At 58.4% G+C, this 14,261-nt stretch carries 13 protein-coding genes; 11 read left to right on the top strand and 2 right to left on the bottom strand.

Annotated elements, in window-relative coordinates; translation table 11 throughout:
- Nucleotides 1–31: 31 nt before the first annotated feature.
- From larE to PH256_RS08705, 7 genes are all read left to right on the top strand, one after another.
- The gene (gene larE / locus PH256_RS08735; RefSeq protein ID WP_270913813.1) at nucleotides 32–784 is read left to right on the top strand and encodes an ATP-dependent sacrificial sulfur transferase LarE; all 753 of its coding nucleotides are present in this window, start codon (nucleotides 32–34) and stop codon (nucleotides 782–784) included.
- 2 nt (nucleotides 785–786) lie between these two features.
- A complete protein-coding gene (gene larB / locus PH256_RS08730) occupies nucleotides 787–1,548 on the top strand; it encodes a nickel pincer cofactor biosynthesis protein LarB (protein WP_087182042.1) in 762 nt (253 codons plus the stop codon).
- Nucleotides 1,545–2,987: a nickel pincer cofactor biosynthesis protein LarC gene (gene larC / locus PH256_RS08725; protein ID WP_270913812.1), complete on the top strand. Its 1,443-nt coding sequence runs from the start codon at nucleotides 1,545–1,547 to the stop codon at nucleotides 2,985–2,987. Before larB ends, larC begins: the two co-directional genes overlap by 4 nt.
- Before the next feature lie 370 nt (nucleotides 2,988–3,357).
- Nucleotides 3,358–4,398, top strand: a complete 1,041-nt coding sequence (gene potA / locus PH256_RS08720; protein WP_087184604.1) for a spermidine/putrescine ABC transporter ATP-binding protein — start codon at nucleotides 3,358–3,360, stop codon at nucleotides 4,396–4,398.
- 4 nt (nucleotides 4,399–4,402) lie between these two features.
- Nucleotides 4,403–5,215 carry an ABC transporter permease gene (locus tag PH256_RS08715; protein WP_058966123.1) on the top strand — a complete coding sequence of 271 codons (813 nt, stop codon included), beginning with the start codon at nucleotides 4,403–4,405 and terminating at the stop codon, nucleotides 5,213–5,215.
- Complete coding sequence (locus PH256_RS08710) at nucleotides 5,215–6,075, top strand: ABC transporter permease (protein WP_058966121.1); 861 nt, start codon at nucleotides 5,215–5,217, stop codon at nucleotides 6,073–6,075. The genes PH256_RS08715 and PH256_RS08710 overlap by 1 nt, the downstream gene beginning before the upstream one ends.
- Nucleotides 6,076–6,091: 16 nt before the next feature.
- The gene (locus PH256_RS08705) at nucleotides 6,092–7,339 is read left to right on the top strand and encodes an ABC transporter substrate-binding protein (protein WP_270913811.1); all 1,248 of its coding nucleotides are present in this window, start codon (nucleotides 6,092–6,094) and stop codon (nucleotides 7,337–7,339) included.
- A 72-nt stretch (nucleotides 7,340–7,411) separates the two neighbouring features.
- On the opposite strand, the gene PH256_RS08700 is transcribed toward PH256_RS08705, so the two are convergent.
- Nucleotides 7,412–7,720, bottom strand: a complete 309-nt coding sequence (locus PH256_RS08700; RefSeq protein WP_270913810.1) for a hypothetical protein — start codon at nucleotides 7,718–7,720, stop codon at nucleotides 7,412–7,414.
- A gap of 182 nt (nucleotides 7,721–7,902) precedes the next feature.
- Between PH256_RS08700 and PH256_RS08695 the strand changes: the two genes are divergently transcribed.
- The 4 genes from PH256_RS08695 (at nucleotide 7,903) to PH256_RS08680 (ending at nucleotide 12,511) form a co-directional block, all read left to right on the top strand.
- Nucleotides 7,903–8,628: an acyl-[acyl-carrier-protein] thioesterase gene (locus PH256_RS08695; protein WP_158096426.1), complete on the top strand. Its 726-nt coding sequence runs from the start codon at nucleotides 7,903–7,905 to the stop codon at nucleotides 8,626–8,628.
- Between the two features lie 310 nt (nucleotides 8,629–8,938).
- Nucleotides 8,939–10,021, top strand: a complete 1,083-nt coding sequence (serC, locus tag PH256_RS08690) for a 3-phosphoserine/phosphohydroxythreonine transaminase (RefSeq protein ID WP_270913808.1) — start codon at nucleotides 8,939–8,941, stop codon at nucleotides 10,019–10,021.
- Nucleotides 10,022–10,036: 15 nt separating this feature from the next.
- Nucleotides 10,037–11,176: a 3-phosphoglycerate dehydrogenase gene (locus PH256_RS08685; protein WP_270913806.1), complete on the top strand. Its 1,140-nt coding sequence runs from the start codon at nucleotides 10,037–10,039 to the stop codon at nucleotides 11,174–11,176.
- A gap of 21 nt (nucleotides 11,177–11,197) precedes the next feature.
- The gene (locus PH256_RS08680) at nucleotides 11,198–12,511 is read left to right on the top strand and encodes a DUF1015 domain-containing protein (RefSeq protein WP_270913805.1); all 1,314 of its coding nucleotides are present in this window, start codon (nucleotides 11,198–11,200) and stop codon (nucleotides 12,509–12,511) included.
- Nucleotides 12,512–12,626: 115 nt separating this feature from the next.
- Here PH256_RS08680 and PH256_RS08675 read toward each other — a convergent pair whose 3' ends face one another.
- Nucleotides 12,627–14,129, bottom strand: a complete 1,503-nt coding sequence (locus tag PH256_RS08675) for an IMP dehydrogenase (protein ID WP_270913804.1) — start codon at nucleotides 14,127–14,129, stop codon at nucleotides 12,627–12,629.
- Between the last annotated feature and the right edge of the window lie 132 nt (nucleotides 14,130–14,261).

Here is a 14,261-nt window from a genome sequence, read left to right as displayed (position 1 = left end):
GTATAATAAAGAATAAGGAGAAACCACCCACATGACACTGCAGGAGTTCTTTACCCGGCATCCCCGTCTGGCTTTGGGCCTTTCCGGCGGCGTGGATTCCGCCTATCTGCTGGCCGAGGCCGTGCGCTGTGGCTGCCGGATTCAACCCTATTTTGTGGACAGCCCCTTTCAGCCCCGCTTTGAGCTGGAGCATGCCCGCCGCCTGTGCGAAGAACAGGGGGTGGAACTGAAGGTGCTGCCCGCCCAGCCGCTGGCGGACGAAAACGTGCGGCAGAACGGTCCGCTGCGTTGCTATTACTGCAAAAAGCAGGTGTTCGGAGCGATTCTGGCCGCTGCCAAAGCGGACGGCTTCGAAGAGATTATCGACGGAACCAATGCCTCGGATGATGCATCCGACCGCCCCGGCATGCGGGCACTGGAAGAGATGCAGGTCTACAGTCCGCTGCGGCTGTGCGGCGTGACCAAGGCCCAGGTGCGGCAGGCATCCCGGGAACTGGGCCTGTTCACCTGGAACAAGCCCGCCTATGCCTGCCTTGCCACCCGCATTCCCACCGGTACTGCCATTACCACCGAGGCGTTGCGGCGGGTGGAAGCGGCGGAAAATGAACTGTTCCGGCTGGGCTTTTCCGATTTTCGGGTGCGCTGCGTGGGCGACACGGCCAAGCTGCAGCTGCCCGCCGCCCAGTTCAGCAAGGCGCTGGAGCAGCGGAAAGAGCTTGTGAAGGCATTGAAGCCGCAGTTTGCGGCGGTCGTATTGGATCTGGAACCCCGAGGGGAGGAATAACAATGGAAAAACAGGAGATGCTGGCCCTGCTGGAACAGGTACAGCAGGGAGCGCTCACGCCCGAGCAGGCGCTGCTTCAGATGAAGCTGCAGCCCTTTCAGGACCTGGGCTATGCCAAGGTGGACCACCACCGGGGCCTGCGTCAGGGCGCGCAGGAGGTGATCTACGGCGCGGGCAAGACCGCCGAGCAGATCGACGGCATCCTCACAGCCATGGAAAGCCGGGATGCCACCGACATCATCGTGACCCGCATGAATCAGCAGTCGGCGGATTATGTGGCGCAGCGCCATCCGATGGACTACGACCCCATGTCCCGGTTGGGCATTGTGCACCCCACCGGAAAAATCACCGCACCCGGCTACATTGCCGTGGTCTCCGGAGGTACCAGTGATATGGCGGTCTGCGAGGAGGCTGCCCGCACCGCCATCGCCATGGGCAATAAGGTGGAGCGGCTGTATGATGTGGGCGTGGCCGGGCTGCACCGGCTGCTGTCCAAGCTGGATGTGCTGATGCAGGCCCGTGTGGTGATTGCCGTGGCAGGTATGGAGGGTGCGCTGGCCAGTGTGGTGGGCGGCCTTGTGGATTGCCCGGTGATCGCGGTCCCCACCAGTGTGGGTTACGGCGCTAATTTCAACGGCCTGTCTGCACTTTTGTCCATGCTTAATTCCTGTGCCAGCGGAGTGAGCGTGGTGAACATCGACAATGGATTCGGTGCGGGCTATCTGGCCAGCATGATCAATCATATGGGAGGCAGTGACCAATGAAAACCTTATACATCGAATGTGCCATGGGCGCGGCGGGCGATATGCTCACCGCTGCGCTGTTGGATCTGCTGAGCCCGGAGGAGCAGCAGGCATTTCTGGAGCAGATGAACCGGTTGCTGCCCGGAGTCCAGGTCAAGGCAACCCCGGCGCAGAAGTGCGGTGTGCAGGGCCTGCATGTGCAGGTTCTGGTGAACGGGGAAGAGGAGCACAGCCACGATCATGGCCCGGTTCATCCGGAGGTGCATGCAGCTCCGGCCGTTCATGACCATCCCCACGAGCATATGCATGAACACGACCACCATCATGACCATGAGCATCCCCATGATCACGATCACGTACACGAGCATCCTCATGAACATGATCACGAACATGAACATGAGCATGACCACGATCATCATGAGCATAGTCATGACCATATGCACGAGCACGGTCACGACCATCCCCATGAACACGACCATGGCCATGAGCACCATCATCACGCCACCATGGCCTGGGTGGAACATACCATTCAGCAAACTGCTTTGCCCCCGGAGGTAAAGGAGCAGGCGCTGCAGGTTTACCACGCCATTGCGCAGGCAGAAAGCGCTGCCCACGGCTGCCCGGTGGACCAGGTTCATTTCCACGAAGTAGGTGCGCTGGATGCTGTGGCGGATGTGACCGCTGTCTGCCTGCTGATGCACATGCTGGCGCCGGAAAAGATTGTTGTCAGCCCGGTACATCTGGGCAGCGGTCAGGTGCGCTGCGCCCACGGCATTCTGCCGGTGCCTGCGCCTGCCACAGCCTATATTCTGCAGGGAGTTCCCGCCTACACCGGTTCCATTCGTGGGGAGCTGTGCACCCCCACCGGCGCGGCACTGCTCAAGACCTTTGCTCAATCCTTTGGCCCCATGCCGGTCATGGTCACCGAAAAGGTGGGCATCGGTGTGGGCAACAAGGATTTTCAAGCCGCCAACGTGCTGCGGGTGTTCTGGGGCAGCGATGCCAGCCAGGCACAGCAGGAGAGCGACCAGATTGTGGAACTGCACTGTAATCTGGACGATATGACCGGCGAGGCCATTGGCTACGCTTCGGAGCTGCTGCTGGAAGAGGGCGCGCTGGATGTGTACACAGTGCCCATCCAGATGAAAAAGAGCCGCCCGGCGGTGATGCTCTGCTGCCTGTGTCATGCGCCCCAGCGGGATAAGCTCACCCAGCTGATGCTGCGCCACACCACCACCTGGGGCGTTCGCGCCAGCGTGATGGATCGCAGCGTGCTCACCACCCGCATGGTGCCGGTGAAGACCAAGTACGGGGTCGTCCGCGTCAAGCAGGGGACCGGCTACGGGGTAAAAAAGTGCAAGGTGGAATACGGCGATATGGCTGCAGCCGCTGCACAGGCCGGGGTGGAGCTTGCCAAGGTGGAGCGCGCCGCCCGCAAGGCCTTCAAAAAGCAGGGCTGAACCCTGTGTAAAACCTGAGAAAAATCCTTGTGAATAAAAGAAAACGCAAGGATGAAAGAGTAAACCAAAAATAAACGGATAAAACGCTGGATTTCCGCTTGCAGGCAAGGAAATCCAGCGTTTTTCTGCATTTTTTGAAAAACTGCTTGACATTGTCAGGTCCAGCTTGTATAGTAGCAGTTGTGCCCGGCACTCTATAAGGGGGAAGTGCGCTCTTTTGCCGGGCATATAGGCGCTGGACGTACCGCTGCAACCGCCAAAACCAACAGGGTTTTGGCTGGTGTAACAAACCTTTTGCGGGGTGGTACCATGTGCGCCGCCTGTGTATGCAAACCACGGCGAAATTCCGCAAAGGGGGAATCATAAAACAATGAGTAAGATCGTATCACTGCAGAACATTGTTGTTGGCTTCGACGGGGAGAACGTGCTCAACGGTCTCTCGCTGGATATTCACGACAAGGAGTTCGTTACCTTCCTGGGCCCTTCCGGCTGCGGCAAGACAACGACCCTCCGAGTCATTGGCGGGTTTGTCCAGCCGAGCTCCGGCAATGTTTTTTTTGACGGGCAGGACATCACCAATCTGCCGCCCTACAAGCGCCAGGTGAACACCGTGTTCCAGAAATACGCCCTGTTCCCGCACCTGAATGTGTACGAGAACGTGGCCTTCGGCCTGCGGCTGAAGAAGATGGACGAGAAGGAAATCCGCAGCCGCGTGCTGGAAATGCTGGAAGTGGTGGGCCTGAAGGGCTTCGAGCGCCGCGACACCACCAATCTGTCCGGTGGTCAGCAGCAGCGTGTGGCCATCGCTCGCGGCCTGGTGAATCATCCCCGGGTACTGCTGCTGGACGAGCCTCTCGGCGCGCTGGACCTGAAGCTGCGCAAGGAGATGCAGCTGGAGCTCAAGCGGCTGCAGCAAGCCATGAACATCACCTTCATTTATGTCACCCACGACCAGGAAGAGGCACTCACCATGTCCGATACGGTGGTGGTCATGAAGGACGGCAACATCCAGCAGATCGGCAGCCCCATCGACATTTACAACGAGCCGGAGAACGCCTTTGTAGCCTCCTTCATCGGCGAGAGCAATATCATCGACGGCATTATGCTGCGGGACTTCTGCGTGGAATTTGCCGGCAATGAGTTTACCTGCGTGGACAAGGGCTTTGCCCACAACGAGCTGGTGCAGGTGGTCATCCGCCCGGAGGACATCCAGGTGGTGCCCGCCATCCAGGGCCAGCTCACCGGCGTGGTCAAGGAAGTGATCTTCAAGGGCGTTCACTACGAGATGCGCGTGGAGCAGGCCGGTTACGAGTGGATCATCCATTCCACCCAGGCCAGCGCTCCCGGCGAGCTGATCGGCATGTGCATCGGGCCGGATGAGATCCACATTATGACCCGCACGGAGGGTTAAGGCCATGATCAAGAACCGTAAACTGGCCGCGCCCTACCTGGTGTGGATGGTTGTGTTCATCCTGGTGCCGCTGGCCATCGTCACTTACTTTGCCTTTACCGACAAGGCAGGCAACTTTACCCTGGAAAACCTGATGATCATCGGGCAGTACAGCACGGTATTCGTGCGCAGCCTGCTGCTGGCGGCGGAAGCCACCGTGATCTGCCTGGTGCTCAGTTTCCCGGTCAGTTATTTCCTCTCCCGCCAGCGTGCGGCCAAGCAGAAGATCTTCCTCATGCTGGTCATGTTGCCCATGTGGATGAACTTTCTGCTGCGCACCTACGCCTGGATGAGCCTTCTGGAGAACAACGGCATCATCAACCGGATTCTGGGCTTCTTTGGCATCGGTCCCTTCCAGATGATCTATACCAGCGGTGCAGTTGTGCTGGGCATGGTGTATAACTTCCTGCCCTACATGATTCTGCCGCTGTACACCGCCATGACCAAGATCGACAACAGCGTCATCGAGGCTGCGCAGGATCTGGGCGCGGGCATGTTCAAGACCCTGACCAAGGTACTGATTCCTCTGTCCGCCCCCGGTATCGCCACCGGCATCACCATGGTGTTCGTACCCAGTGTTTCCACCTTTATCATCAGCCGAATGCTGGGCGGCGGCTCCAACATGCTGATCGGCGACCTGATCGAGCTGCAGTTCCTGGGCAACAGCTACAACTACAACCTGGGCAGTGCGCTCAGCCTGGTGCTCATGGTGATCGTGCTGCTGTGCATGAGCTTCACCAACGGCTTTGACGACGAGGATATGGAGGGCGTGGTGTAATGAAAAAGCAACATTTGGCCGCCCTGCAAAAGGTTTATCTGTGCCTGATTTTCTCGTTCCTGTATGTGCCCATCGCGGTGATGATGGTGTTCAGCTTCAACGAGAGCAAAAGCCGCACCCTGTTCACCGGCTTCACCCTGAAGTGGTACCAGAGCCTGCTGCACAACGAAATGATTCTGGAAGCCCTGTGGCTCAGCCTGGTAGTGGCTTTCCTGGCCGCCACCGTGGCCACTATTTTGGGCGTGATGGCCTCCATCGGTATCAGCGGTATGAAAAAACGCACCCAGGGTGTGATCAATACCGTGAGCTACCTGCCGGTGGTCAACCCGGAGATCATCACCGGTGTTTCGCTGATGATGCTGTTTGTGGTGTATGTGAACATCGCCCATTGGCTGAACTCCAATCCGTCGGTGCCCGGCTTTCTGAAGTTCCTGCCGGAAAACATCTTCGGCTTCGGCACTCTGCTCATCGCCCACATCACCTTCTGCGTGCCCTACGTGATTTTCAATGTGGCGCCCAAGCTGCGCCGCATGGACGTGCGCATGTATGAGGCGGCGCTGGATCTGGGCTGCAATCCCCGTCAGGCCTTCTTCAAGGTGGTCCTGCCGGAGCTGATGCCCGCAATCCTCTCCGCCTTCCTGATCAGCCTGACCTACTCCATCGATGATTTCATCATCTCTTACTTCAGCTGCGGCACGCTGCAGACGCTGCCCATTGCCATCTACAGCATGACCCGCAAAAAGGTCAGCCCGGAGATCAACGCTCTGTCCACCATCATGTTCGTGGCCATTCTGTGCATCATCCTGGTGAGCAACGCACTGGAAAGTCGCAGCTACCGCAAAAAGCGAATCAAAGAATAAGGGGAGGATGCGAGCGATGAAAAAAGTAATCAGCCTGCTGCTGACCCTGGTGCTGGCGGCCGGAAGTCTTGCCCTTCCCACCTTTGCGGCGGAGGACAAAATTCAGGTCACCGAGGATATCTCGGTCAACGCTGACTACGATTGGACCCGGTTCAAGGGGCAGAACGTCTCCCTAAACGTCTACAACTGGGGCCTTTATATCTCGGACGGATCGGATGAAAGTGTGGATGTGATCTCCGCCTTCGAAGAGCTGACCGGCATCAAGATCAACTACACCACCTTCGACACTAACGAAAGCATGTACGCCAAGCTGAAAAGCGGCGGCGCCAGCTACGATGTGATCTTCCCCAGTGACTATATGCTGGGCAAGATGGCCAACGAAGGCATGCTGCTGCCTCTGAACAAGGAGAATATCCCCAATCTGGCAGGCATTTCCGAGCTGTATCTGGACAAGGAATATGACCCGGGCAATGTGTACAGCGTGCCTTACATGTGGTGTATGATAGGTATCACCTACAACAAGGATATGGTGGACGAAGCGGATCTGGAGCAGGGCTGGAACCTGCTGTGGGACCCTCGCTATACCGGTCAGATCCTGCAGTTCAACAACAGTCGCGACTGCTTTGCCATGGCCCTCAAGACCCTTGGCCGCAGCATGAACCCCACCAGCACCCAGGACATCGACGATGCTCTGGTCAAGCTGCAGGAGCAGAAGCCCCTGGTGCAGGCCTACGTGATGGATGAGGTGTTCGATAAAATGGAGGGCGGCGAGGCCGCTCTGGCACCCTACTACACCGGCGACGGCCTGACTATGATCGCTGAGAACCCCAGTCTGGGCATGTTCCTCCCGGAAGAGGGCACCCTGCAGTGTGTGGATGCCATGTGCATCCCGGCTTCCAGCCAGAACCAGGAAGCAGCGGAGATGTTCATCAACTACATGTGTGAAGTGGATGTGGCGCTGCAGAATGCGCTGTTTGTGCAGTATACCTCTCCGGTGGAGGCGGTGCGAGATCTGCTGCCCGCTGAACTGCGGGACAGCGAGCTGATGTATCCCGATCCCGAGCTGATTGAGCGCAGCGAATACCCCAGCGTCATCTCGGACGAGCTGAACAGCGCCATGGACATGGCCTGGAGCCAGATGAAGAGCTTCGACGATACCGGTAACCAGTGGCTGGTCCCGGTGTTCCTGCTGGTGGCCATCGCCATGACGGTGTTCAACGTGTGGCGCCGTCGTGCCCGCAAAAAGCGCCGTCAGATGTATTAATTAAAAAGCCTGTTCCCGATTCCGGATTTCCGGAAGGGGAACAGGCTTTTTTATCATGTCACAAAACCGGGCTCAAAGAACCCAGAACAGCAGGCTGAGCGCAAGGAAGGCGAGAATCAGGGTCGAGACCCATTTGCCCCAACCGGCCAGCCGATGGCTGGAAAAACGCCAGCCCAGCACCGCGGCAGGTACAAACAGAAGAATCGCCGCGTAGGGGGGATAGTGCAGGCCGCTGCTGCCGGCAGACCAGGCGGAAAGGCCCGCCAGAGAAAAGATCGCATCGCCCAGGCAGAAGCCGCCGGGAAGATTGCAGGAAAACAGGACACCCAAAAGACAGAGGGGAACCGACAGGGAACCGGTCCCCCAGGGCTTTTGCACCATTGCATATGCCTCCTTTTATCGGCCCGGGAACCGGGTCCGAATGTTTGTCAGAACAGGTCTTCTTTAGTATAGCACGCGGGGAAAGCAACGGCAAGCCGCCGAGTAAAAACAGCGGCCCATCCGGCGGAAATTTGTGCTATAATAAAAAGGAAATTTTAATGGAAAAGAAGGCGAAAAAGAAAATGCAGGAGCTGACTACCTACACCCAGACCTTTCGGGTGAAGGACACCGATTGCGATCTGAACGGATACCTGATGCCCGGCGCATTTCTGCGTATGGTGCAGCAGCTTTCCACCGATCACTGCGAGGCAATCGGGCTGAATCAGGAATTTTACGAAAAGAACAATGCGATTTTTCTCATGGCGAAAATGGCCCTTCAGTGGGAGCGGGTTCCCCGCTGCGGCGAGGTTATCACCCTGACCACCAGGCCGGAAAACTGCAAGCGAGCCACCTATAAGCGCGTGACCACGGTGCAGGATGAGCAGGGGAATGCCCTTGGCATGACCGACAGCCGATGGGTCCTGGTGGACCCGCAGGCCCGCCGTATCATCCGCCGCCCGCCTGAGGCCTTTCAGAATCTTCCCTTTGGAGACGATGTGGACTATCAGCTGGACATGACCATCGAGCGCCCCCAGGAGGTGGAGCAGGTGGGTCAGGCGGCTGCCTACTATACCTTCTGCGACATCAACGGCCACCTGAACAATACCCGCTACGCAGACATCGCCTGCGATGCACTGCCGCTGGAGCAGCTGCGCCAGAATCCGGTTCGCCGCATCAGCATCAGCTATCACAATGAGGTCCCGGCGGGCGAGCACTTCCAGGTTCAGCGGGGCAGCACGCAGAACGGCTGGTATGTATCCGGTACTCGCGAGGGAAAATGCTGCTTTGAGGCAGAGCTTACCCTCTGATCAAATGAACTCCAAAAGCGTTCTCATGCAGATCAAGCAGGCAAAGCCAATACGGCTTGTGTCAGGTGCTGCGGGAGAGCGCTTTTTCTTATTTTATCCTAAAATCGCAATCTTGTTTTTCGTACAAGAACAAAATTGGCTATATGACGGACAGTTCCAAAGGATCGACCGTTAAAGTTGTGAAAAACGGCAGTTGTTATTTCTGCTCCGATGTGATAATGTATTTAGTAAGCTAAAGCAATGAATTGATGCAGCGAAAAAGAATGCTGCACGTTGCTGGCAAATCTGAAACAAAAGGAGTGGATCGAGAATGAGCAGAGTGTACAACTTTTCCGCCGGACCGGCGATGCTTCCCGAGGAGGTGCTGCGCCAGTCTTCTGCGGAAATGCTGGACTATCAGGGCTGCGGCATGAGCGTAATGGAGATGAGCCATCGATCCAGTTCCTTCCAGAATATTCTGGATCAGGCTCAGCAGGATCTGAAGGACCTGCTGGCATTGCCGGACAACTACAAGGTCCTGTTTTTGCAGGGCGGGGCATCCCAGCAGTTTGCCATGGTGCCTATGAATCTGATGAAAAACGGTGTGGCGGATTACATCGTTACCGGCCAATGGGCCAAGAAGGCGTATGCAGAGGGCGCGAAATATGGGAAGGCCAACAAGCTGGCCACCAGTGAAGACCGCACCTTCGCCTATATTCCGGACTGTGCCGATCTGCCGGTTTCGCCGGATGCAGATTACGTGTATATCTGCGAGAACAACACCATCTACGGCACCAAATACAAGACCCTGCCCAACACCAAGGGTAAGCCGCTGGTGGCGGACCAGTCCTCCTGCTTCTTGTCCGAGCCGGTGGATGTGAGCCGTTACGGGCTGATCTTCGCCGGAGCGCAGAAGAACATCGGCCCGGCGGGCGTGGTAGTGGTTATCATCCGGGAGGATCTGATCCCGGAGGAGGTCCCGGCTTTTGTGCCCACCATGCTGCAGTACAAAATCCATGCGGACAACAATTCTTTGTACAATACACCTCCCTGCTACGGCATCTATATCTGCGGAAAGGTGTTCCAGTGGATTAAAGCCCAGGGTGGCCTGGAGGGGATGCAGCAGCGCAACCTGGAAAAGGCAAAGCTGCTGTATGATTTCCTGGACGAGAGCCGCCTGTTCCGGGGCACGGTGGACAAAAAGGATCGTTCGTTGATGAACGTTCCCTTTGTGACCGGCGACAAGGATCTGGATGCAAAATTTGTGAAGGAAGCGGCCGCCAAGGGCCTGGTGAATCTGAAGGGTCACCGCACCGTGGGCGGTATGCGCGCCTCCATCTACAACGCCATGCCGCTGGCAGGCGTGCAGACGCTGGTGGACTTCATGAAGCAGTTTGAGACCGAGAACGGCTAAGGGGGGGCGGAAACGATGACAAAGGTAACATGCCTGAACCCCATTGCCAAGGTGGGACTGGAACGATTCGGCGCGGGATATCAGCTGGATGCCCCGCTGGAGGAAGCTCAGCTGGCGCTGGTGCGCAGCGCCGACATGCACGCCATGACAGCACCTGCCGGGCTGCTGGCCGTGGCCCGGGCGGGAGCCGGTGTGAATAACATTCCGTTGGACGCGCTGGCAAAACAGGGTACCGTGGTGTTCAATACCCCCGGCGCCAATGCCAACGGCGTAAAGGAATTGGTGCTGGCGGGAATGCTGCTGGCCGCTCGTGACGTGGTGGGCGGCGTGGAGTGGGTCCGAGCCAACCAGGCGGACCCGGACATCGCCAAGGACACCGAAAAGGCCAAAAAGCAGTTTGCCGGCGGTGAAATTCTGGGCAAGCGCCTGGGAATCATTGGTCTGGGCCATATCGGAGTAAAGGTGGCAAACGCCGCCCTGGCTCTGGGTATGGAGGTCTGGGCTTACACCCTGCCGGAGGGCGACGGCACCATCCCTGGCTTGGCCCAGGAGGTTCACCTGCTGGATGGACCGGAAGAAATCTACGAAAGCTGCGATTACATTACGCTGCATCTGCCGCTGAACGATGCCACCCGTCAGATGATCAATGGGGCGGTGTTCGCAAAAATGAAGCCCGGTACGGTGCTGCTGAACTTCTCCCGGGATAAACTGGTGGACGACGAGGCGCTGGCCCAGGCCATGGAGCAGGGGATTGTGCGCCGCTATGTTTCGGATTTCCCCAACCCGGCAGTGGTCCACTTGCCCGGCGCACTGGTGATTCCCCATCTGGGGGCTTCCACCGAGGAATCGGAGGACAATTGCGCCTGCATGGCAGTGGATCAGCTGAAGGCTTTTCTGGAGGAAGGCACCCTTCGCAATGCGGTGAACTACCCGGATTGCACGCTGGGCGCAAAAACTGCAGGTCCCCGGCTTTGCGTGCTGGGTGAAAATCTGGAGGAAGAGCAGCTGCTGGCACCCTGGAAGGTGCTGGCCCGTGCCGCCGCCCAAAAGGGAGAACGGTGCTGCCTGCTGGCCGATCTGGAAACCGAACCCACCCCCCAGCAGCTGGAGCAGCTTGCCGCACAGCCCGGTGTGCTGCGGGTACGGCTGATCTGACCCAAGCAAAGGAGAAAAATCATGCAGCGATGCACAAAACCCGCAGCCATGCTGCTGCCCGCCCCGGGTGTGGACCTGGGAAAATGGGCAGTGGTGGCCTGCGACCAATATACCTCGCAGCCGGATTACTGGCACAAGGTGCAGGATCTGGTGGGGGATGCCCCCTCCACCCTGCGGCTGACCCTGCCGGAGATCTGGTTGGAAGAGCCGGATGCGCCCGAGCGGATTAAAACCATCGGGCAGACCATGGAGGAATACCAGGAAAACGGCCTGCTCCGGCCCACCGCGCCCGGCATGATGCTGGTACGCCGTCAGATGGAAGGCGTGGCCGCGCCCCGCTGGGGTCTGGTGATGGCGGTGGACCTGGAGGCCTACGATTACCGGGAGGGTTCACGCTCCCTGATTCGGCCCACCGAGCGCACGGTGCCTGAGCGTATTCCCGCCCGGCTGGCGGTGCGGGAGGCGGCCACGCTGGAGTTGCCCCACATCCTGCTTCTGATCGATGACCCGCAACGGTCGGTGATTGAGCCGGTGGCGGCCGTTTGCAATGAACTGGAACAAGTCTACGATACACCGCTCATGCTGGGAGGCGGTCAGCTGACCGGCTGGTTTATCCCGGAGGGGGCGCTCACCGAGAAAATCCAGCAGGCGCTGGAGGCGCTGGCTGCACCGGAACACTTGAGCAAACGTTATGGCGCTCCGGCGGATGCCCCGGCTCTGCAGTTTGCCACCGGCGACGGCAACCATTCCATGGCAGCCGCCCGGGCCCGATGGGAGCAGATTCGAGAGACCCTTACCCCGCAGCAGCGGCTGGAGCATCCGGCCCGCTGGGCTCTGGCCGAGGTGGTGAACCTGCAGGACGAAAGTCTGGAGATTGAACCCATTCACCGCCTGGTAGCTGGAATAGACCCCAAAACAGTTCTGCAGGATGCGGTAAGCTATTTTTCCGCGCAGGGTGTGCAGGCACAGCTTTTGGAGCAAGCGCCGGAAAGCGAAGACCCTTGGGCTATTCGCTGGGTGGCAGGGGAGAATACCGGTTGGCTATGCATCCGGCCCGGCGGACGCTGGGCGCTTCCGGTAGCGGCACTCCAGGCATTCCTGGATGACCGGATGCCTCATTGGCAGGGAGCAAAGCCGGATTATATCCACGGTGAAGAGACGCTGCGCGCCCTTTGCACCGGTGCACAGAGTATTGGTTTTGTACTGCCGGAATTCCGCAAGGAGGATTTGTTCCGAGGCGTGGTGCTGGATGGCGTTTTACCCCGCAAGACCTTTTCCATGGGCCGTGCGCAGGACAAGCGTTATTACATGGAGGCCCGGCGTATTATGCCGTGACCGGAAAAACGCGCCAACCGCATCTTCGGATGCGTAATTCATAGGGAATGTGGAATAAGTGAGAAACGAAAAACAGGGCACCCGCCGCGGCGGGTGCCCTGTTCGCTTGTTCAGCTTAGTTGTTGGGGTTATTCTTCAGGATAACGTCATGGCTGCCGCCCTCCACGATGCTGGTGGAGGAAACCACGGTCAGGCGGGCCTTCTCCTGCAGCTCAGGAATGGTCAGCGCGCCGCAGTTGCACATGGTGCTGCGGATCTTGTACAGGGTGGTGCCCACACCGTCGGCCAGGCTGCCGGCGTAGGGAACATAGCTGTCCACGCCTTCCTCGAAGCTCAGCTTGGTGGCGCCGCCCAGGTCGTAACGCTGCCAGTTGCGGGCGCGGTTGGAACCCTCGCCCCAGTACTCCTTCACGTAGCTGCCGTTGATGCGCAGCTTGTTGGTCGGGCTCTCATCGAAGCGGGCGAAGTAACGGCCCAGCATCACGAAGTCAGCGCCCATGGCCAGAGCCAGGGTCATGTGGTAGTCGTGTACAATGCCGCCGTCGGAGCAGATGGGAATGTAGATGCCGGTCTCCTTGTAGTACTCGTCACGAGCCGCAGCAACCTCGATTACGGCAGTGGCCTGGCCACGGCCGATGCCCTTGGTCTCGCGGGTGATGCAGATGGAGCCGCCGCCGATGCCGACCTTGATGAAGTCCGCGCCGGCCTGCGCCAGGAAACGGAAGCCCTCACGATCCACCACGTTGCCGGCGCCAACCTTTACCTTGTCGCCGTAGCGCTCACGAATCCAGGCAATGGTGCGGCTCTGCCACTCGGAGAAGCCCTCAGAGGAGTCGATGCACAGCACATCCACACCGGCCTCAATCAGAGCGGGAACACGCTCGGCGTAGTCACGAGTATTGATACCGGCGCCCACAACGTAGCTCTTGTTGGCGTCCAGCAGCTCGTTCACGTTTTCCTTGTGGCTGTCGTAGTCCTTGCGGAAAACCATGTATTTCAGGTGGCCCTCAGCATCCACCAGGGGCAGGGAGTTGATCTTGTTGTCCCAGATGATGTCGTTGGCTTCCTTCAGAGTGGTGGTCTCGGGAGCGTAGACCAGCTTTTCCATGGGAGTCATGAAATTGGCCACAGGCTCGTCCATGGACATACGGCTGACGCGGTAGTCGCGGCTGGCCACGATGCCCAGCAGCTTGCCGTTGGGGGTGCCGTCCTCAGTGATGGCAACGGTGGAGTGGCCGGTCTTTTCCTTCAGGTCCAGAACATCCGCCAGGGTAGCGGTGGGCTTCAGGTTGGAATCGCTGGTTACAAAGCCCTTCTTGTAGCTCTTAACGCGGGCGACCATGGCCGCCTCGTCTTCCACAGACTGAGAACCGTAAATAAAGGATACGCCGCCCTGCTTTGCCAGCGCAATGGCCAGGCGCTCACCGGAAACCGACTGCATGATGGCGCTTACCATGGGGATGTTCATGGTGAGGGGGCATTCCTCCTCGCCCTTGCGGTACTTAACCAGCGGTGTTTTCAGGCTCACAGCGTCCGGTACACAGGCGGAGGAAGAGTAACCGGGTACCAGCAGGTACTCGCCAAACGTGCGGGAAGGTTCCTCAAAATAATAAGCCATATTCCTTGTCTCCTTTGCAATTACAATTCTCCAGCAAAACGCTTCGTTCCTTTTATTATAAGGCAGAATCGCCTTTCTAACAAGAACAACGCGGGCATTTGCGGCACAAATTTGCACAAAGCTTGTGCCCTG

Origin of the sequence: Allofournierella sp. CML151 (assembly GCF_027853465.1) — a bacterium.
Taxonomy (GTDB): Bacteria; Bacillota; Clostridia; order Oscillospirales; family Ruminococcaceae; genus Allofournierella.
Note: the sequence above shows the minus strand (reverse complement) of the source record. Positions and strands in the feature narration are given on the sequence as shown.